At 62.7% G+C, this 20,046-nt stretch carries 15 protein-coding genes; 9 read left to right on the forward strand and 6 right to left on the reverse strand.

Annotation, left to right across the window (positions count from 1 at the left end; translation table 11 throughout):
- Positions 1–247: 247 nt before the first annotated feature.
- From DC522_RS02640 to DC522_RS02665, 6 genes are all read left to right on the forward strand, one after another.
- On the forward strand, positions 248–2,482 hold the full coding sequence (locus DC522_RS02640) for a trehalose-6-phosphate synthase (protein ID WP_116527130.1): 2,235 nt from the start codon (positions 248–250) through the stop codon (positions 2,480–2,482).
- 22 nt (positions 2,483–2,504) lie between these two features.
- The gene (otsB, locus tag DC522_RS02645; RefSeq protein WP_116527184.1) at positions 2,505–3,245 is read left to right on the forward strand and encodes a trehalose-phosphatase; all 741 of its coding nucleotides are present in this window, start codon (positions 2,505–2,507) and stop codon (positions 3,243–3,245) included.
- 4 nt (positions 3,246–3,249) lie between these two features.
- Entirely contained in the window at positions 3,250–5,061 is a 1,812-nt protein-coding gene (locus DC522_RS02650) for a glycoside hydrolase family 15 protein (RefSeq protein WP_116527185.1), read from the forward strand.
- Between the two features lie 107 nt (positions 5,062–5,168).
- Positions 5,169–6,101, forward strand: coding sequence for an ROK family protein (locus DC522_RS02655; protein WP_371678729.1), 933 nt, complete (start codon positions 5,169–5,171; stop codon positions 6,099–6,101).
- Between the two features lie 71 nt (positions 6,102–6,172).
- Positions 6,173–7,288 (forward strand): succinylglutamate desuccinylase/aspartoacylase family protein, encoded by a 1,116-nt coding sequence (locus DC522_RS02660; RefSeq protein WP_116527132.1) that lies wholly within the window; start codon positions 6,173–6,175, stop codon positions 7,286–7,288.
- Between the two features lie 386 nt (positions 7,289–7,674).
- Positions 7,675–9,258 carry a peptide chain release factor 3 gene (locus tag DC522_RS02665; protein WP_116527133.1) on the forward strand — a complete coding sequence of 528 codons (1,584 nt, stop codon included), beginning with the start codon at positions 7,675–7,677 and terminating at the stop codon, positions 9,256–9,258.
- Between the two features lie 399 nt (positions 9,259–9,657).
- On the opposite strand, the gene DC522_RS02670 is transcribed toward DC522_RS02665, so the two are convergent.
- From DC522_RS02670 to DC522_RS02695, 6 genes are all read right to left on the reverse strand, one after another.
- Positions 9,658–11,127 carry a PAS domain-containing protein gene (locus tag DC522_RS02670; protein WP_116527134.1) on the reverse strand — a complete coding sequence of 490 codons (1,470 nt, stop codon included), beginning with the start codon at positions 11,125–11,127 and terminating at the stop codon, positions 9,658–9,660.
- A 146-nt stretch (positions 11,128–11,273) separates the two neighbouring features.
- The gene (locus tag DC522_RS02675) at positions 11,274–12,176 is read right to left on the reverse strand and encodes a sugar kinase (RefSeq protein WP_116527135.1); all 903 of its coding nucleotides are present in this window, start codon (positions 12,174–12,176) and stop codon (positions 11,274–11,276) included.
- 280 nt (positions 12,177–12,456) lie between these two features.
- Positions 12,457–13,365 carry an N-acetylglucosamine kinase gene (locus DC522_RS02680; protein ID WP_116527136.1) on the reverse strand — a complete coding sequence of 303 codons (909 nt, stop codon included), beginning with the start codon at positions 13,363–13,365 and terminating at the stop codon, positions 12,457–12,459.
- A gap of 44 nt (positions 13,366–13,409) precedes the next feature.
- Positions 13,410–14,303 (reverse strand): N-acetylmuramic acid 6-phosphate etherase, encoded by an 894-nt coding sequence (locus DC522_RS02685; RefSeq protein WP_116527186.1) that lies wholly within the window; start codon positions 14,301–14,303, stop codon positions 13,410–13,412.
- Between the two features lie 102 nt (positions 14,304–14,405).
- Positions 14,406–15,431: a serine hydrolase gene (locus DC522_RS02690; RefSeq protein WP_116527137.1), complete on the reverse strand. Its 1,026-nt coding sequence runs from the start codon at positions 15,429–15,431 to the stop codon at positions 14,406–14,408.
- A gap of 3 nt (positions 15,432–15,434) precedes the next feature.
- Positions 15,435–16,532 (reverse strand): anhydro-N-acetylmuramic acid kinase, encoded by a 1,098-nt coding sequence (locus DC522_RS02695; RefSeq protein ID WP_116527138.1) that lies wholly within the window; start codon positions 16,530–16,532, stop codon positions 15,435–15,437.
- 141 nt (positions 16,533–16,673) lie between these two features.
- Here DC522_RS02695 and DC522_RS02700 point away from each other — a divergent pair, with 141 nt between their 5' ends.
- The 3 genes from DC522_RS02700 (at position 16,674) to DC522_RS02710 (ending at position 20,016) form a co-directional block, all read left to right on the forward strand.
- The gene (locus tag DC522_RS02700) at positions 16,674–18,173 is read left to right on the forward strand and encodes an ABC transporter substrate-binding protein (protein ID WP_116527139.1); all 1,500 of its coding nucleotides are present in this window, start codon (positions 16,674–16,676) and stop codon (positions 18,171–18,173) included.
- A gap of 67 nt (positions 18,174–18,240) precedes the next feature.
- The gene (locus DC522_RS02705; RefSeq protein WP_116527140.1) at positions 18,241–19,188 is read left to right on the forward strand and encodes an ABC transporter permease; all 948 of its coding nucleotides are present in this window, start codon (positions 18,241–18,243) and stop codon (positions 19,186–19,188) included.
- 3 nt (positions 19,189–19,191) lie between these two features.
- Positions 19,192–20,016, forward strand: coding sequence for an ABC transporter permease (locus tag DC522_RS02710; RefSeq protein ID WP_205769474.1), 825 nt, complete (start codon positions 19,192–19,194; stop codon positions 20,014–20,016).
- The last annotated feature ends 30 nt before the right edge of the window (positions 20,017–20,046 follow it).

The following is a 20,046-nucleotide window of genomic DNA, read 5'->3' on the forward strand; positions in this document are numbered from 1 at the left end:
AGCATCGTGCGGACCTCCGGTTTTCCGCTCTCAACGATGCGCTCCTCTCAAGGCTGAGCATCGGATCGATCCCAAAAGTGCAAATCCACTTTTGGGTCCGATGCTCTAGAAAGTTCAGAACAGAAGCCCATAACAGGGACGGGCGCCCCTCGGGTGCGGCGCTCGGGCGAGAGGCTAAACGTCGAGGTTTTCCCGAGTTTTAGGCTTCAGCCTTCGAAACGTCTGAAATGTTCTGGGAAGCAGAGGTTTGAGAATTATCTTTCGCTTCGGCGGTATTGCGTTGCTTGTCGCGGCCATTGTCATTCTGGCCGTTCTTCCGTTTGCCACATCCTTCGTAGAGCAGTGGACCCGGCGCGATGTGGAGCTGCGGTCCCAGCTCGTGTTCAATTCGGCCCGCGATCAGGTCGTCAGCCTTTTGACCCGTAATGACGTCGGGCGGCTCGCCGGCCTGTTTGAGCGGATCGCCTCCGACGAGCGGGTTCTCGCGATCGGCTATTGCGACGGGGATGAGTTGCGCTCTCCGACCCGCAACATGCCGTCAACTTTCACCTGCGCGCAGGCGGCAAGATCCGATACGCAGAGCTTCTCCACCATTGCCGCTGAGGGTCGCAACATTCTGGTCAGCTCGTTCCCGCTGGCCGTGGCCGGGCAGGAGGGCCACCTCGTTGTTCTGCATGACCTCAGCTATGCCGACAAGCGGGGAGGGGAGGCGCGGAACTATCTCTTCCTGGCCCTTGCGGGTGTCGCCTTCGGTGCGGCAGCGCTCGCGGCCATGATCGCGGCACTGATCATGAGGCGCTGGCTCGCCTCCATTCGCCAAGCTCTGGAGAACGCCCGCGCGGGAGCTGCGGGGGCTCCTGAGCGGGAGAACATGATTCCTCTCGGCCAGGAGATCCGCGACGTGCTCCAGGAACTGGAGGCCTCGCGCCGGACGATCGACGCGGCGCATACCGATTGGAGCCCCGACACGCTTCGGGCCGCTTTGGCCAACGAATTGTCCGGATCGGAGGTGATCGTGGTCTCGAATCGCGAGCCCTACATCCACAACCGGGCGCAGAATGGCGGGATTTCCCTGCAGATCCCGGCAAGCGGCCTCGTCTCGGCTCTCGAGCCGGTCGTGCGCGCCTGTGGCGGAACCTGGGTGGCCCATGGCAGCGGCACGGCGGATCGCGAGACGGTGGATGCCAGTGACCGGGTGCCGGTGCCGCCGGCTCATCCCTCCTACACGCTGCGCCGGGTCTGGCTGACGGACGAGGAGCAGGACGGGTATTATTACGGCGCGGCCAACGAAGGGCTCTGGCCCCTCTGCCACATCGCCTTCGTGCGGCCGATCTTCCGCGAGCAGGACTGGCAGCTCTACCGCGCCGTGAACGAAAAATTCGCGGACGCGGTGGTGGCCGAAGCCAAGCGCGAGGATCCCATCATCCTGGTGCAGGATTATCACTTCGCGCTTCTGCCGCGCATGATCCGCAACAGATTGCCTCAGGCCACCATCGTGACTTTCTGGCACATCCCCTGGCCGAATGCCGAGACCTTCGGCATCTGCCCTTGGCGCGAGGAAATCATCGACGGCCTGCTCGGCTCCTCGATCCTCGGCTTCCATACGCAGGCTCATTGCAACAATTTCATGGATGCCGTGGATGCTTACGTCGAGAGCCGTATCGACCGGGAGCAGGACTCGGTCACCTTCGGTGGTGAAGAAACCCTGATCCGTCCTTATCCTATTTCCATCGAGTGGCCCCCGACGGCACTGGAAGGCCAGAAGCCTGTCGAGGAGTGCCGCCGCGTCGTGCGCGAGCGCCTCGGTCTTCCTTTGGACATGCGCATGGGCGTCGGCATCGAGCGGTTCGATTACACCAAGGGCATTCTCGACCGCATGCAGGCCATCGATGCACTGCTCAACGAGCATCCTGAATGGAAGGGCAATTTCGCCTTTGTCCAAGTCGCCGCTCCCACGCGCAGCAAGCTCGCAAATTACCGGCAGCTTCAGGAAGAGGCCGAAGCCCTGGCACGTGAGATCAATGAGCGGCATGGCGGCGCTGGATTTGAGCCGATCAAGCTCCTGATCCGGCATCACGAGCCCGACGAGGTGTTCGAGCTGTTCAGAGCCGCCGATCTCTGCATCGTTTCGAGCCTGCATGACGGCATGAATCTCGTGGCCAAGGAATTCGTGGCGGCGCGCGACGACGAGGAGGGCGTTCTCATCCTCTCGGCTTTCGCAGGTGCCTCGCGTGAGTTGTCGGAGGCCTTGATCGTGAATCCTTACAATGCTCACGCCATGGGACAGGCCATCAACCGTGCGCTGACCATGTCACAGAACGAGCAGCGGGAGCGCATGCGCTTGATGCGCGACCAGGTCAAGGAACGGAACGTCTATCGCTGGGCCGGGCAGATGCTGCTTGCCGCCTCGCGCTTGCGCAAGCGGCAGAGGATTCGCCGCCTCATCGCCTCCGGCAGAAAGCGGGCTCCCGCCAATGCATGATGCGCCGGTTCAAGAATCCGCCATGGATGGAGCCTACGCGCTCTTTCTCGATTTCGATGGAACGCTCGTGGATATCGTCGAGCGGCCTGATGCTGTCGTAGTGGACCCGTCCCTGCCCGGCATTCTCAGCTGTCTTCAGGCGCGCCTGGGCGGGGCGCTCGCCATCGTCAGCGGGAGACCGGTCGCCTTTCTCGATCAACATTTCCCGCCCTATCGATTCGACATGGCAGGCCTCCATGGTCTCGAAGAGCGCATTGCCGGTGAGCTTCAACTCTGCGATCCGGAGGAGCATCCCCAGCTGCGCCGGATGATCGGGCGCTTGAACGAGGCGGTCTCCGGCAAGCCTGGCGTGCTGATCGAGGACAAGGGCTGCTCCGTTGCGATTCATTGGCGGCTTGCGCCGCAGGAGAAGGAGTTTGCTCTGACGACGGCTCATGCCGCCGTGGAGGCCTTGGGGAGCGAGTATCGCCTTCAGCACGGCAAGGCCGTTGCGGAAATTCTTCCTTCCGCGGCTGGCAAGGGAAAGGTGATCGAGAGATTCCTTCACGCTTCGCCGTATAGAGGGCGCAGGCCGATTTTCGTCGGCGATGACTTGACCGACGAGAACGGATTCAAGACGGTGAATGCCCGTGGCGGCTTGTCCGTCCGCATCGGTGCAGGTGAAACCATTGCCAGGTTTCGTCTGGGAACGCCTGCGGATCTGCGACATTGCCTGTCCGAATGGGCGTCGAAGGGCGCCTTTCCTTTCAACGTGGATGATTGATGAGATGAGCTCACTGGACCTCGCCGTCATCGGCAATTGCATGATTGCGGCCCTGGTGGATCGCCGGGCACAAATCGTGTGGAGCTGCTTTCCCCGGTTCGATGGTGATCCGGTTTTCTCCGCGCTGCTCGATTCCCCTGAAGGGCAGACGGATGCGGAGCAGAAGGGCGTGTTCGCCATCGACATGGTGGGCATGGTCAGCTGCGAGCAGAGTTATCTCCAGAACACCGCCGTCCTCGTCTCGCGCATGACGGATTCATTCGGCAACATCCTCGAGATCACGGATTTCGCACCACGCTTCAAGCATTACGACCGTACGTTCCGCCCGCCGATGCTGATCCGCCGCGTCACACCCATCAAGGGCCGTCCGCGCATCCGCGTGCGGCTGCGGCCGCACTATGAATGGGGCGGCATTACGCCGAATACAACCCGTGGCAGCAATCACCTGCGCTTCGTCGGGCCGCGCTATTCCTTGAGGCTCACCACCGATGCGTCCGTATCCTATGTCCATGAGGAGCGGCCCTTCGTGGTGGAGCGGCCGATGTCCTTCTTCTTCGGAGAGGACGAGCCGATGCGCTCCGAAACCGACACCACCGCGCGCGAGTTTCTCGACAGCACGATCGACTTCTGGCGCGACTGGGTTCGCTCGCTCTCCATACCCTTCGACTGGCAGGAGGCGGTGATCCGAGCCGCGATCACCCTCAAGCTCTGCAACTTCGAGGAGACGGGCGCCATCGTTGCGGCGCTGACCACCTCGGTGCCGGAAGCACCCCATACGCAGCGCAATTGGGATTATCGCTATTGCTGGCTGCGTGACGCCTATTTCGTCATCCAGGCGCTGAACCGGCTCGGCACGACGAAGACGATGGAGGAATACCTCACCTACATCACCAACATCGTCGACGACATGGAAGCCATTCCGAACCAGAAGGACATGCCGCCGCTGTTCAGCATCACGCGCTCGCCCGATCTCGAGGAGCGCGAGGCGACGGCTCTGGCGGGCTATCGCGGCATGGGGCCGGTTCGCGTGGGGAATGCGGCCTATACGCAGATCCAGAACGATGCCTATGGCAGCGTCGTGCTGGCGTCGGTCCACGCCTTCCTCGACAAGCGCCTGATCCGCGCGACCGGCAACCGGGCCCTGTTCTCGCATCTCGAGAAACTGGGACACCGGGCCATCGAGGTTTTCGACCAGCCCGATGCGGGTCCCTGGGAGCTGCGCACGAAGGCTGCCGTGCACACCTTCCCGAGCGTCATGTGCTGGGCCGCCTGCGACCGACTGACGAAGATCGCCGTCGCCATGGGCCGCGAGGACCGCGCAGCCTTCTGGCGGGAGAATGCGGACCGGATGCACCGCATCATCGACGAGCGGGCCTTCAACCCTCAGACGGGCACCTTCGTCTCGTCTTTCGGCGGAGAGCACCTGGATGCGACCCTGCTTCTCCTGTCCGAACTGAATTTCGTCAAGCCCGACGACCCGCGCTTCGTCGCCACCGTGGATGCGGTGGGCAAGGCCCTGCGGCGCGGGGATCTCCTCCTGCGTTATGATGTGGAAGACGATTTCGGACGCATGCACACGGCTTTCATGATCTGCGGCTTCTGGTACGTGGATGCGTTGAGCGCCATCGGGCGCAAGGATGAGGCCAGGGAACTGTTCGAGCAGATCTTGAGTTTGCGCAATTCCTTCGGCCTCTTTTCCGAGGACGCCGACTACACGACCGGCGAGTTGTGGGGCAACTTTCCCCAGACCTACTCCATGGTGGGTCTCATCAACTCCGCCGTGCGCTTGAGCCGGAGCTGGGAAGACGCGTTCTGACGGTGACTGCTCGGGCGGGGTGAAACAAGGACGATAAGGCTCATTCGATGTTTGCATTTCCTGTTCTGCTTGGGGATATCGGCGGCACGAATGCGCGCTTCGCCGTCCTGCCCGCCCCCGGAGAGCCCGTTCACCTCTTGCCCCGAACCCTGACGGCCGACACGCCCGATCCCGTCGGCGCGATCAAGATCGCCCTCCAGGGTTATGAAGGCGCGGCGCCCCGGTCCGCCATGATTGCGGTCGCAACCCGTGTGGATGCAACTGCCATCCGGCTCACCAATGCCAGCTGGGTGATCGATGCCGAGGCCATCGGCAAGGCGCTGGGCCTCGAGCGCGTGACGCTCGTCAACGACTATACGCCGGTTGCGGCCTCCGTGGCGGTGCTGAGCGAGGAGAAGGGGGATCTCGCCCCGATCGGCAGCGGACACCCGGGACCCGGCGCCCGGGTGGTGCTCGGCCCGGGCACCGGTCTTGGCGTCGGCGCCCTTGTTCCGGTGGAAGACCGATTGGCGATCGTGGCGACCGAGGCAGGGCACATTGAGTTCGGGCCGTCGACAGAGCAGGAGGCAGCCCTCTGGCCGCATCTGGAGCGTGTTGGTGGTCGCGTCTCGGCAGAGGTGGTTCTGTCGGGCCCTGGCCTCTTCCGCATTGCGAAAGCCATTGCAGCCCACCGCTGCGTCAACTGCCCCTATGCCAAGCCCAACGATGTTCTGGCTGCGGCCCGTGAGGGTGACGAGCTGGCACAGGCGGCGCTCGATCTCTTCGCCCGCTGGCTCGGACGCTATGCGGGCGATATGGCGCTGACCTTCGAATCATCCGGCGGCGTCTTCATCGCCGGCGGCATCGCGCCGCGCATGGTGGACATTCTCCAGAGCGGTGGCTTCCGGGAAGCGTTCGACAACAAGGCGCCGCATGGTGCCTGGGCGCGCAAGGTGCCGGCCTTCGTGATCGTCAATGCCGAACCGGCCTTGCAGGGGTTGGCCGCACTCGTTACGAATCCGGCGCGCTTCGTGTTCAAGTCGCAAGAATGGGCAGCCTGAGACGTCGGCCCTCTTGTCTTGAGCACGGTTCAAGAAAACCGCCTCAAGGCTGACGACGTCCTTCGCTCATCATGAAAACAGAACAGATCGCCCTTCCGCCGCTTGCCCCCGGTGCCAGCCTGTCGCTGACGGTCCATCGCTTCGGCCAGGAAGGCGCGCGCCCGCGCGTCTATGTGCAGGCCGCGCTCCATGCGGACGAGATCCCCGGCATGATTGCGGCCCATCATCTGGGCGAGCGGCTTGTCGCACTTGAAGCCGAAGGCAAGATCAGGGGCGAGGTCATCCTCGTGCCGAGCGCCAATCCCATCGGCCTCGCACAGCGCGTTCTCGGCGATCACATCGGTCGCTTCAACCTCGCCGACGGCATCAACTTCAACCGCGATTATCCTTATCTCGTGCCGAAGGTGGCGGAGCGGATCGAGGGAAAGCTCACGGCTGACGCAGACACCAATGTGCGTCTGATCCGCGAAGCCTTGCGTGCCGAGGTCGAAGCCTGGGAGACGAGCAATCCGGCGGAAGCGATGAAGAAGGCGCTGCTTAACCTCGCCATCGAGGCCGACATCGTGCTCGACCTGCATTGCGACGCGGAGGCCGTGGAGCACCTCTACACCCATACCGGCTCGGAGGATGAGTTCGCGCCGCTCTCTGCGCTCATCGGCGCGCATGCCTATCTGCTGGCGGATGAATCGGGAGACGACCCGTTCGATGAGGCCTGCAGCCGCCCCTGGGGCGAGCTGGCCGCCCGCTTCAAGGATCATCCGATCCCCTTCGGCTGCCACTCCACGACCCTCGAATTCCGCGGCGAGCGGGATGTGAGCCATGACCTGGCCCGTCGCGATGCGGCGGCGCTCATCGCCTACATGATCATGCGCGGCGTCATTGCCGGGGAGGTCCCTCAGATCCCGTCGCCCCGCTGCCAGCCGACCCCGCTCGCGGCCTCCGAGCCGGTTCCCTCGCCGGCGACCGGGATCGTGGTCTTCCAGGCTCAGGTCGGGGATCGGGTGAAAGCGGGCGACGTCATCGCCGATATCGTGGACCCGCATAGCGGCACCGTCACCCAGGCCCAGGCCCCCTGTGACGGGACGGTCTTCGCCCGGATCGCCCTTCGTTTCGCCACCCAGGGCACGCGTCTCGCCAAGGTGGCCGGCACCACGGCCAAGCGAACGGGCAAGCTGCTCAGCGCCTAAGACCAAAAAGAAAGGCCGCCCTTGAGAGGCGGCCTTTCCATTGTCGGTTCCACGGCCCGCTAAAAAGCCGGCCTTGGGCATCGGACCCAAAAGTGGACACCACTTTTGGGATCCATTCGATGCTCCCTTCTTTAGGGGTGCATCGTTCGTACGGAAAACCGGATTCCACTTTTCCGCACGATGCGCCGTGCGTTACGCACCGATCTCGGCAGAGGCCAAGATCCAGGTCGCGGCAACCGGGGACCGTAGGGTATGACAATGAGACACTGGATCACCTCCTTTCGTTGTTGACGGGAAAGCCCCATATGGGGTCAGAAGAAGCCAACGAAAGAGCGGGGCGCTGCGGCGTTCTGTCCCCCACTGCGTCGACCAAGAATTTGAGAGCCATGACCGATCTTCCGGCCCCTGTGGGCCGCCGCCGAACCTTTGCCATCATCTCCCACCCCGACGCGGGTAAGACCACGCTCACCGAGAAGCTGCTGCTTTTCGGAGGCGCGATCCAGCTCGCCGGTGAGGTGAAGGCCAAGAAGAACCGCGTCTCCACCCGCTCCGACTGGATGGGGATCGAGAAGGAGCGCGGCATCTCGGTCGTAACCTCGGTGATGACCTTCGAATACGGCGGCTGCGTCTTCAACCTGCTCGACACGCCCGGCCACGAGGACTTCTCGGAGGATACCTACCGCACGCTGACGGCGGTGGACTCGGCCATCATGGTGATCGACGCCGCGAAGGGTATCGAGGCGCGTACGCGCAAGCTCTTCGAAGTGTGCCGCATGCGCGACATTCCCATCGTGACCTTCATCAACAAGATGGACCGCGAGGCGCGCAGCCCCTTCGACCTGCTCGACGAGATCGAGAAGACGCTGGCCCTCGACACCGCGCCGATCACCTGGCCGATCAGCCAGGGCAGGAGCTTCGCCGGCACGTTCGATCTGCGCCGCAGCCTTGTGCGTCGCATCGACACGGATGAAGAGTTGATGCCTGTCATCGGACCCGATGATCCGAAGCTCTTGAGCCTGCTGCCCCCGCAAGAGGCGGATGCCTGGCAGGAGGAGGTGATGCTGGCGCAGGAAGCCTGCAAGCCGTTCGATCTGGCAGCCTTCCGCGAAGGCCATCTCACGCCCGTGTTCTTCGGCTCGGCGCTGCGCAATTTCGGCGTGCGCGATCTCATCGATGCGTTGGCCGAGCATGCGCCGCCGCCGCGCGGCCAGGAGGCCGATAAGCGCCTCGTGCAAGCGGGTGAGAGCCGCATGACCGGTTTCGTGTTCAAGATCCAGGCCAACATGGATCCGAACCACCGCGACCGCATCGCGTTCATGCGCATCTGCTCGGGCAAGCTCCAGCGCGGCATGAAGGCGAAGCTCGTGCGCACGGGCAAGCCCATGAGCCTCAACACGCCGCAATTCTTCTTTGCGCAGGACCGCGCGATCGCGGACGAGGCCTGGGCCGGCGACGTGGTCGGCATTCCGAACCACGGCACGCTGCGCATCGGTGATACGCTGACCGAAGGCGAGGACATCGTGTTCCGTGGCGTGCCGAGCTTCGCGCCGGAAATCCTGCGCCGCATCAAGCTGCAGGATGCGATGAAGGCGAAGAAGCTGCGCGAGGCGCTGCAGCAGATGGCGGAGGAGGGCGTCGTCCAGCTCTTCATTCCGCAGGACGGTTCCGGCGCCATCGTCGGCGTCGTCGGTGCGCTGCAGCTCGATGTGCTCAAGGAGCGTCTGAGCGCCGAATACGGCCTGCCGATCGACTACGAGCCGACGCGTTTCTCGATCTGCCGCTGGATCACGGCGGACGATCCGCGGGAGCTCGACAAGTTCATCGAGAGCCACCTGTCGTCCATGGCGCGCGACCTCGACGAGGCGCCCGTGTTCATGGCGGCGAACGCCTTCAACCTGCAATATGAGATGGATCGCTATAAATCGATCCGGTTCTCGGATGTGAAGGACTACCAGAAGAAGGCGGCCTAGCGCATCGTGCGGACCTCCGGTTCCGCGCCCAACGATGCGCTCCTCTAGGGATTGAGCATCGGATGAGCCCAAAAGTGCAAGTCCACTTTTCACGTCCGATGTTCTAGAGTCCCAAACAAAACCGCGAGGAGCGCGCTTCCCTCCCCCACAGATCTCGGGTGTTCCTGAGATCTGCTCTTCACCTTGCGGCGGGGAGGGATTGAGGGTGGGGGTCGGAAAGTCGGAGCGGTGCACTTAATCGGGCAAGCGCGACATCCATACGACGTCATGGCCGGGCGTGTCCCGGCCATCCCGATCAGACAGGCGCAGCGCGTCATCGTATCGGGATCACCGGCACAAGGCCGGTGATGACGGAGAGCGGGCTGGTTTCATCGATCACCCGTCTTTTCATTCGCGCGTTCATCGGAGCAGATGCGCAAGCGGAATGCGCAGCTCGACGTGCAAACCATCCCTTTGCCAGTCATAAGCGATCTCGCCTCCAAGCTGATCCGTCACGCTCTTGCAAGCCAAATGAGATCCGAAACCTCTCGTGCTCGGCGGGCTCTCGATCGCAGGGCCATCTCTTTCCCGCCAGGACAGAAACACGGTCTCTCCATCGCGCCAGCAGGTGATCGTGAGATGTCCGCTCGCCGTGGAGAGGGCACCGTATTTCGAAGCATTGGTTGCGAGCTCGTGCAGAACGAGCGTCAGGCTCGTGGCAGATTTTTCGCCGGCTGAAATGGGCGCGCAATCGATCAGAATTCGACCCGGAGGGCCGATATCCTTATGCGGAGCCAGGATGGTTTCGACAATCGCAGCGACCGATGTTTCGCGCTGACGCGGGATGTCCTCGGCAAGCGCGGGATGAATGAGTTCATGGGCCCTGGCGAGCGCCTGCAGACGACCATGCAAGGATGCGGCCATCTCTGAGGGTGATGTGGCCGCTCTCGCGGTCATGCTCACCATGGCACTGGCCATGGCGAAGAGATTCTTCATCCGGTGGTCGAGCTCTTTCGCAAGAAGGCGGCGCACCTCCTCATTCGTGCGGCGTTCCGTGATGTCGAGAATCGTGCCGAGCAGGCGTGCAGCTTGCAGCTTGCCGTTCACGCTCTCATAGAGCATGCGGCCTCGGCTGCTGATCCAGCGAATATCTCCATTGGGGCGAACAATCCGGTATTCGATCTGCAGCTTGCCCATCGAGGCGGGATCCATGAGAGAGCTGACCTTGTCGACAACCCAGTCCCGGTCGTCGGGATGAATGGACGAAACCCAGAGTTCGTGGGTGAGGGGTTCATCCGCTAAGACGCCAAAGATTTCCCTCTGGCGATCCGACCAGTAGATGGCGCCGGTTTCGGCGATCCATTCCCATAGACCCAGCTCCGTCGCCTCGACGGCAAGAGCAAGCCGCTTGCTGTTGATGAGCCCTTCTTGGGCCTGCCGGTCTGCTTCGAGCGTGGCGCTCACCCGGAGGGTGACGTCGATGCCGAGTGTCAAGACTCCGCTGACGCGATCATCCGCATCTCGCACGGGAAGAAAGGTGATGTCCCAGAACGTCGTCTCTTGAGTTGAGCCGGGGCTGCAAAGCACGCTTGTGAGCAGGGTGGGCCGGCCGGTTTCAAGGACAAGTTGTCGGGGAGCCTGTGTCTGCTCCGTATATCTCTCTCCCAGAGCTTCCCGAAGAGTCTTGCCGACGAGATTGCCCGAAAGCGCAAGGGCGGATCGAAAAATCTTATTGGCAAACGCGTAGCGATGCTCGGGTCCGAGGGTCACGCAAATGGCAAGCGGCACGTTCTCCAGAAGGCTCGACAGGAATTCACGGCTGGGACCTTCCGCTTCGGGATCGAAACGGATCTCGTCGAGGCTCTGCGTCCAGGTTCGGAAGGAACTCACGCCGGTATCCTATGAACCCATCAGCTGCGGTATGCAGCGACCTGGGCTCGATTGTAACCGGCCAATGTTATTTTGTAACTATATTTGTTGCGCCTCATCACCGGATCAGGAAGCCGCGCGTTTCGCGACCTCCTGAAATCCGGCCGTCATGCGGCAAGTTTACGTTCCGAGAATTGAGCTTGCGTCTCCTCGACATCCTTAAGGCTCGGCAGGCTCGCCTCGTTGCCGAGATGCTGAATGGCATGGGCGGACGCCGCGCGGGCGAAGATGAAATGCTCGCGCCAGGGAAGCCCGGAGCGCGCCATGGCGGAATAGACATAGGAGCCATGGAAGATGTCGCCCGCGCCGTTGGTGTCCACCACGAGCGAGGCGGGAATGTCGAGCGCCGGCAGAACGTTGTCCGTGCCGTTCTCGTCGTACCAGAGCATGCCGCGCTCGCCCATGGTGACGCCGCCGATCCTGCAGCCGCGGCCCTTCAGATAGGTGAGCATCTCACTCGGGCTCAGGTTCATCTGCTCGCAGAGACGCTCGGCCACGACGGCGACATCGATGAACTCGAGAAGCTCATGCGTGTTGGAGCGCAGACCGCCGCCGTCGAGGGAAGTGAGGATGCCCGCATCGCGGCATGCCTTGGCGTAGTGCATCGCCGCATCGGCCTGGTGGCCGTCGAGATGAAGCGCACGGCAACCCTGCAGGTTCAGCGGCGGCACGGGGTGCAGGTAATGGTCGTCGCGGCAGCGCACGATGGCGCGCTGTCCGCCGCGCGGCATGATGAAGGAGAGCGAGGATTCCTTCACCTTCCGGTGATGGACAGAGATGCCGTATTTCGCAGCCATGTCGATGAACATGCGGCCCAGCCAGTCATCGGCGATCGAGGTCAGAAGGTCCGGGGCGATGCCGAGCTTGGCGCAGGCGAAGGCGGCGGTCACCGCGTTGCCGCCGAAGGAAATGGCGTAATCCCGTGCGACGGTTTTCTCGTCTCCCGTGGGGAGCTCATCCGCCAGGAAGGTGACGTCTATATAGGTCTGGCCTACGAAAAGAGCTTGCATGGCTTGAACAATCGTCTCAGTCCGACTGGAGACGAAGTCTTGGACGAGACCGGGGCAATAGGCAAGCCTCGCCATAGGCTTGGCAGGTGCCTTTCTGGCGGGCAGAGCCGCCCCCTCCTGGTCATGGCCGGGCCTGTCCCGGCATCTCGATTTGAAGAGTGCGGTGCTCTACGGATCGGGATCACCGGCACGAGGTCGGTGATGACGTCGAGCGAGTCATTCCGGGGCGTGCCTGCGTCGTAACAAGGCTTAGAGCTGTTTCCGCTCGCGTGGATCAGCTCTAAGCCTTGTTTAACGTGGCGGCGAGCCTCGCCGCCGTCATGGCGGCGTCCAGATCCGTCGTGATGAACTCGACCGGGGCGATGAGATCCTGGCGGAAGGCGTTCGCCACGATAGGATGGAGCCGCGAGCTGCCGCCTGCCAGGGCCACGGGGCGGGGCCCCACGCGCTTGGTCAGGCAATTGGCCAGACGCGCCAGCTCCTCGCCTGCTTCGCGCAAGATCCGCAGGGCGGTCCTGTCATCGGCCTTCGCCGCCTCGCCGACAGCCTGTGCGAGGGAGCCGATCTTGCCTCGATCGCCGCCATAGACATAAGAGCGCACGATGTTCCAATCGGTGCCGCCGAGAGCCTTGGCGAGACACTGGCCCAGAATCGTGGCCCATCCTTTGCCCGGGCTTTCCTCTTCCTTCCGCAGAACCGTCTTCAGGGCTTCGCGGGCGATCCAGAAGCCCGAACCGCCGTCGTCGATCAGGTTGCCGCGCCCGCCGACACGGATCACCTCCTTGGCTTCAGAGAGGTAATAGCCGATGGAGCCCGTGCCGCTATAGACGAGAATGCCTTCACCCAGTGCAAAGTAGGAGAGATAAGCAATCCACATATCCTCCGCGACGAAGACCTTGTCCTGCGGCAGTTCGAAGATCTCCGCGAATAGGGAGCGCATCTTTACCTCTGCCGGCGTTTCGCGGGTGAGGCCCGTGATGCCGGCGATGATGCTGAGCGGCTTGCCCTGGCGCATCACCGCTTGCGCCATGTCGAGGATGATCTGGCGGGCTCTCTCTTCTGCAGCAGCTGAGAACAGATGGCCTGTCAGGGGCTCGGATTTGCCTTGCGCAACGCATTGGCCCTGATCATCAGCCAGGCGCCACCGGGTCGCCGTTCCGCCTGCGTCGATGCCAAGCCCCAATGCCATGACGCTTATCTCGCCCCTTCTGCCGCTCGTCTTAAGCGAGCGTCTTACTTCTTTGTCTTGAAAAAGTCTGTCAGGGCTTCGCGCAAATTACCATCGCTGCGCTCGAGCGCTCCCTTGGCTTGCGGTGGGCTGGCGCCCATGGCGATCAGAACGGCGGTCTTCAGGTCCCCGCCGGCCTGGAGGATCGCATCCGTCGCCGTCGCCTCGTCGCAATCGGTGACCTGCATCACCATGACTTCGCTGCGTCGACGCAGCTTCGCATTGGTTGCGCGCATGTTCACCATGAGCCCGCGATAGACGCGGCCCATGCGCACCATGATGAGTGAGGAGAGAAGGTTCAAAATCACCTTCTGCGCCGTGCCCGCCTTCATCCGGGTGGATCCTGCAATCACCTCCTCGCCCGTGTCGGCGAGAATCGGGTGAGAGCAGGCTTCAAGAATGGGCGCATCCGCATTGTTGGAAATGCCGATGGTCTGGGCGCCGCGTGCGGCGGCCTCCTTCAGCGCGGCGATGGTGAAAGGCGTTCTGCCGCTCGCAGCAACACCGATCACCACGTCGTCCGGGCCGATCTTGTTGTTGCGGATTCCGGCAACGCCTTCCTCGACCGAGTCCTCGGCATTCTCCACCGCCTTCATGATGGCGCGCTCGCCGCCGGCAATGAGATAAACGAGCTTGTCGTCGGGCCAGTTGAAGGTGGGCGGCAGTTCCGTGCCGTCCTGGACGCCGATGCGGCCGGAGGTTCCGGCGCCCACATAGACGAGGCGACCGCCCCGGCGCAGGCGCGCCACAGCCTCTTCCGCCGCAGCGGCAATAGCCGGGAGGGAGGACCTGACGGCCGCCACGGCCGAGAGCTGCCCCTCATAGAAGGCCGTAAGGACATCGAGGCTGGACCAGGTGTCGAGGTCCTGGAAGCGGGTACTGAAATGTTCTGTCGCCATCATGCCAACTTTCTTCCAGACCAATATAGGACCAGTTGGCGGCTCCAGCAATCGATGGCCGGCCCCCTGAAGGTCCACGTCACCACCTTTTTGCAGGCATCCTTAAAACCCGGTCTGGCCGTCGAACAACGCGATGACCTGCTCGCCCGTTGCACGGCGAAGGCCTAAGATTCCGCTGTCCCTGTGGCGGGAGGGGTGCACCCGGTTGGTCAGGAGGGACCAGGCGAGACCTCGCTCAAAATCGAGCCAGAGTCCTGTGCCGGTAAAGCCCGTATGGCCGATGGCCGTCGTGGAGCAGGTATCGCCCCCATGCCAGCCCGGATAAAAACCTTCCCAGCCGACGGTGCGCTTTTCCGATTCGCGGGTGCGGATCGCCTTGAGCGAATCGGCTGAGAGCATCGAGCCATCGAGAAGGCCATGCGCAAAATCCAGAACGCCGTCGATAGGACCGAAGAGACCTGCGTGACCGGATGCGCCACCGAGTGCGAAAGCATTCTCGTCATGCACCTCGCCGCGGATCACGCGTCCGCGCCATGTGCAGCGCTCGGTGGCTGCACAGAGGCGAGGGTCCGGGCGGAAGGAAAAGTTTTGAGGGAGTGGTTGGTCGATCAGCGGTTTTCCCGTGATGCGTTCGATCGCGATGCCGAGCAGCATGAAGTTGATGTCGGAATAGACCGGCGGCCCACTTTGCCAGACACGCTGGAGAATGAAGGCCCGCAATGTATTCGGATCCTGTCCGTAGGTGTACAGCGGTTCGACCGCAGGCAGATGGGTTTGATGCGCCAGGCATTGCCGGAACGTGAGACGCCGCTCAGTCGCATTCATGTCGTATTGGCGCAGATCCGGAATGACCTTGATCAACGGGTCGTCGAGCGTGATGCGGCCTTCTTCCACGAGACGTAAGATTGCCGTGGTGGTGAAGATGACCTTCGTGAGCGATGCGAGATCGAACCATGTCTCGCGTGACAGGTTTTCCTCGTGCGGCTCGATCTGCGCATAGCCTTTCCAGCGCACGCTGCGCTGCCCATCAGCGGTCACGATCCCAAGTGCCGCGCCGGGGATATCTCCGCGGTCGATGGACGATGCAGCAGGAGAGAAGGCTTGATCGATGATGTTGTCGAGAGACATGATTTAGGCAGCGCGGTGCAGTTCGCCGCCGGGCATGGGATAGGGCACGCCCGTGGTGGTCGGAAGACTCAACGGCAACCCCAGCGTCGACCTGACGGCGAGATAGCCGAAGGCCTGCGCCTCGAGGAAATCGCCGTTCCATCCCACGGCTTCCACGGGATCGACAGGAACGCCGAGCCGCTCGTGCAAACGCTCCATGAAATGCGCATTCAGTCGCCCGCCGCCGGTGACCAGCCAGCGCTGCGGCGCGCGCGGCACGTGGCGGAGCGCGGCGGCGACGGACTCGATGGTGAAGGCTGCAAGCGTTGCCGCGCCATCTTCGTCCGAGAGAGCCTCGACGCTCTTGGCGCGCGCATGAAAGTCCTGTCGGTCGAGGGATTTGGGAGCAGGGCGTTCGAAGAACGGATTGCTCATGAATTCCGCCACGAGCTTTTCATTCACCTTGCCCGATGCCGCGAGCTTTCCGTTCTCGTCGAAGCTCAAGCCCCGGCGGCGCAGGACGAAATCGTCGAGCAGGGCGCTCGCCGGTCCGGTGTCGAAGGCAATCACCGTCTCGCCGTCGATATAGGTGACGTTTCCAACACCGCCGAGATTGAGAATCATGATCGGCTGCGGCAGCGAGCTCGCAAGCGCGCGATGATAGAGCGGAACGAAAGGTGCCCCTTCTCCGCCCGAAGCCACATCCGCATGGCGGAAGCGGTCCACCGTGTCGACGCCAAGCTCTTGCGCGACCATGGCGCCGAGGCCAAGCTGGCGCGTGAAGCGGATCTCGGGCCGGTGATAGACCGTCTGGCCGTGGAAGCCGATGAGGCTTACGTCCTTCGAGGGAATGCCCGTCTCTTCCATGAAGCGACGAATGGCGTCGATATGCGCGCTCGTCACCGCTCGTTCGAGATCTTCCAGCGGTTCGCTCTGCGCGCGGGCAGGCTCAGCGATCAGGTCCTGGAGAGTCTTTCTCAACTCGGCAGGGTAGGAGAAGGTGCGCCCGGGCCCCGGTTCGACGAAGGCTTCGCCGTCCGTCTCGACGACGGAGACGTCGATGCCGTCCATCGACGTTCCGCTGATCACGCCGATGGCTTTGACGGTCGGGCGTTGGGGCATCGGCTCCTCCGGGCATTGGGATTAGGTGCCGGACCATAGCACAGCAAACGAAGTGGTCTAGAGTGGTATGAGATTGGACCATGACAGGTCCGGGCAGCTGGTCTATAAATTCCTGGCGGCTTCCAAGGGAGGACAAGACGCATGTTCAGGTCAGCACTGCGCAGCACGTTGAGCGCAGGTTTCATGGTGGCTGCGATGGCTACCGCCTCGGCTCAGGTTCTGGAAATCGGCGCGGATCTCGGTCCCACCGGCCTCGACCCCCACCTCATCACCGCCTTTCCGAGCTTCATGGTGGTGAACGGCAACATCTATGAGGGCCTTACTGCCATCGACAAGGATCTGAAGATCATCCCGAGCCTTGCCGAATCCTGGACCGTCTCGGCCGACGGCAAGACCTATACCTTCAAGCTGCGCTCAGGGATAAAATTCCACGACGGCTCAGCCATGGAGGCGGCGGACGTGGTGGCCTCCGTGAAGCGCCTGCTCAGCAAAGACATCGCTTCGCCTCTCGCCAGCCGCCTCTCGGCGGTCGAGAGCGCCAATGCCATCGATGCGCAAACCGTCGAGCTGAAGCTGAAGGAGCCGTCCGCGGCGCTTCTCAGCTCGCTTGCCACCATCGCCATCGTGCCGCGCTCCATGGAGACCAACAAGGACGCCCTCCAGAAGGCGCCTGTTGGCACAGGCCCGTTCAAGTTCCAGGAATGGCAGCCGAACGGCTATATCCTGCTCACCAGGAACGAGGTCTATTGGGAGAAGGGGCTGCCGAAGCTCTCAGGCCTCAAGTTCAACATCGTGCCTGAATCGGCCACCCGCCAAGTGGGCCTGACCAACGGCCACTATGCGCTTCTGCCGAACATCGATGCAGCGACCGCCCTTCAGCTCAAAGGCAGGCCGAACGTGAAGCTCGCGGAGACCATGGATCTCGCCTACACGCTCATCGGCATGAACGTATCGAAACCGCCTTTCGATAATCCGAAGGTGCGCGAGGCGGTGAACTACGCGATCAATCGCAAGGAGATCGTGGAGGCGGCGCTCTTCGGCGCAGGCGTACCGGGTGGCCCGCTCTCGCCGGCGCTCAAGTCCTGGGCGCTCGATGTGAAGGAGTTCGGCTGCTATGCGCATGATCCGGCGAAAGCCCAGGCGCTCCTCAAGGAAGCGGGCGTGACGAGTCCGGTTGCCGTGTCCATGAAGGTCCTGCCGCGCCAGGACATCAAGGACGTCGCGCAGGTCGTTCAGGAGCAGCTGAACAAGGCAGGCTTCAAGGTTGAGCTGATCAACCAGGAGCAGGGCCAGTTCATCCAGGATTGGCGCAACAGCAACTTCGACATGTTCGCCTCGATCAATGCAGGCCAGCCCGACCCGGACGAGTACTTCTACCGTACCTTCCGCACGGGCGGTTCGACCAACGTGTTCAAGTACTCGGATGCGGAGATCGACAGTCTGCTCGACAAGGCGCGCACCCTGTCGGATCAGGCCGAGCGCAAGAAGGCCTATGATCAGGTGCAGAAGAAGCTCGCCTGCTCGGGCCCTGTCGCGCATCTGACCTACGGAACGCTGTTCTCGGCCATGAACGACAAGCTCAAGGGCTATGACGTGATGCCCAACCGCTCGCTCATGATGCTGCGCAGCGCTTCCTACTAATCATCACCTGCACCGGCGCGGCTTTTCCTGCATGCGCCGGTGCTTCCTTTTTTAAAGAGCTGGCCTGATGAATCGAGTTCTGCTCGCGCGTCTCATCGACCTCGTTATCGTTCTCTTCGGCGTCTCGATCATCGTGTTCCTGATGATCCGCCTGATCCCCGGCGATGCGGTCGCGATCATGCTCGGCGCGAATACCGAGATCACACCGGAACGCATGGCGGAACTCAACCGGCGCGTCGGTCTCGACCGCCCGATCATCGAACAATATCTGCTTTGGGCCGGAGCGGCACTCCGCGGCGATTTCGGCACCTCGCTCTGGACCGGTCGCCCGGTCGCTACCGAAATCCTGATTCACCTTTGGCCGACGCTCGAGCTCACCTTCCTGGCGCTCGTCATGGGGGCGGTTCTCGCGGTCCCCGTCGGCTGTCTTATGGCGCAGACGCGCGGCGGCGCGGCTGATGTCGCCATGCGTATAGGAGCGATTGCGGGGCTTACGATTCCATCCTTCTGGCTCGGAATCGTCATGATCCTTCTGCTCTCGGCCTGGGCGCCGAATTTTGCATCGCTCGGCTACGTGCCGTTCTCTGAAGATCCCGTCGGCAATCTTCAGCGGATGCTCCTGCCATCGATTGCCCTTGCTCTCCCGATTCTCGCAAATCTCTCGCGCCTCGTTCGCTCGGCCATGCTTGATGCCCTGGGGCAGGATTACATCCGTACCGCCCGCGCCAAGGGGCTGCCGGAGCGGCGGGTCGTCTACAAGCATGCTCTGCGCAATGCGCTCATCCCCTTTCTCACGAGCGTCGGCATCATGACCGGTTATCTGCTCGGCGGCGCCATCGTGGTAGAGCAGGTGTTTGCCATTCCGGGTCTCGGGCGCCTGATCCTCGGTGCTATCGCTGAACGCAATTATCCGCTGATCCAGGCGACGATCCTTGTCGTGACCGCAGGCTTCGTCATCGTGAATTTCCTGGTCGACTTCCTCTACATCCTCGTCGATCCGCGCGTGAGGGCCTGAGCCGTGAAGTATCTGGCCAAGAACAAGCTCCTCACCTTTGCCATGCTGCTGGTGGTGCTCCAGATCATTCTTGCCGTTGGTGCGCCCTTGTTTGCGCCTTACGATCCGATGGCGCAGAGCGTTGCTCGTCGTCTGAGAGGCCCGACCGACCTCAACTGGCTCGGCACCGATCAGCTGGGACGCGATGTCCTGACGCGGATCCTCTATGGCTATCGCACCTCTCTCATTGCCTGCGTGCTTGCCGTCGGCATCGCCTTGCTCGCCGGCGGAACGCTTGGCCTGATGGCCGCTTACTACCGCGGCTGGCTCGACCGTATCATCATGCGCATCATGGATGTGCTGTTTGCCTTTCCGGTGATGCTGCTCGCCATTGGCATCATCGCCGTGCTGGGTCCCCATACCTACAGCGCGGCCGCCGCCATCGCGGTGGTTTATACACCTATCTTTGCACGGCTCCTGCGCGGCCCGGCACTCGTCCTCTGCGAGAGCGAGTTCGTGGCGGGCGCGCGCGCCATCGGCGCATCGGATGCGCGCATCATCTTCCTGCACATCCTGCCGAACCTGGCCTCCGTCATCCTCGTGCAGACGAGCCTCCTGCTCTCCGCCGCGATCCTGGTCGAGGCCTCGCTCTCCTTCCTCGGCCTTGGCACGCAGCCGCCGACACCGTCCTTGGGGCTCATGCTCTCGGAAGGTCGCAACTTCCTCATGCTCTCGCCCTGGAGCGCGATCTTCGCTGGGTTTGCCATCCTCTTCCTGTCCTTCGGGTTCAATCTTCTGGGTGATGCGTTGCGTGACACCCTCGATCCGCGCCTGAGAGGGCAGTCGTGATCGTGCGGCCAGCGAGAGTTGAAGATATTT

This window comes from Microvirga sp. KLBC 81, from assembly GCF_003075415.1.
Lineage (GTDB): Bacteria > Pseudomonadota > Alphaproteobacteria > Rhizobiales > Beijerinckiaceae > Microvirga.

Bases quoted from the DNA above. Each gene is read 5' to 3' on its own strand.
- DC522_RS02650 (WP_116527185.1), top strand. From the start codon at position 3,250: ATGAGCTCACTGGACCTCGCCGTCATCGGCAATTGCATGATTGCGGCC.
- DC522_RS02685 (WP_116527186.1), bottom strand. From the start codon at position 14,303: ATGGCGACAGAACATTTCAGTACCCGCTTCCAGGACCTCGACACCTGG.
- DC522_RS02660 (WP_116527132.1), top strand. From the start codon at position 6,173: ATGAAAACAGAACAGATCGCCCTTCCGCCGCTTGCCCCCGGTGCCAGC.
- DC522_RS02675 (WP_116527135.1), bottom strand. From the start codon at position 12,176: ATGCAAGCTCTTTTCGTAGGCCAGACCTATATAGACGTCACCTTCCTG.
- DC522_RS02680 (WP_116527136.1), bottom strand. From the start codon at position 13,365: ATGGCATTGGGGCTTGGCATCGACGCAGGCGGAACGGCGACCCGGTGG.
- DC522_RS02665 (WP_116527133.1), top strand. From the start codon at position 7,675: ATGACCGATCTTCCGGCCCCTGTGGGCCGCCGCCGAACCTTTGCCATC.
- DC522_RS02695 (WP_116527138.1), bottom strand. From the start codon at position 16,532: ATGCCCCAACGCCCGACCGTCAAAGCCATCGGCGTGATCAGCGGAACG.
- DC522_RS02700 (WP_116527139.1), top strand. From the start codon at position 16,674: ATGTTCAGGTCAGCACTGCGCAGCACGTTGAGCGCAGGTTTCATGGTG.
- DC522_RS02705 (WP_116527140.1), top strand. From the start codon at position 18,241: ATGAATCGAGTTCTGCTCGCGCGTCTCATCGACCTCGTTATCGTTCTC.
- otsB (WP_116527184.1), top strand. From the start codon at position 2,505: ATGGATGGAGCCTACGCGCTCTTTCTCGATTTCGATGGAACGCTCGTG.
- DC522_RS02690 (WP_116527137.1), bottom strand. From the start codon at position 15,431: ATGTCTCTCGACAACATCATCGATCAAGCCTTCTCTCCTGCTGCATCG.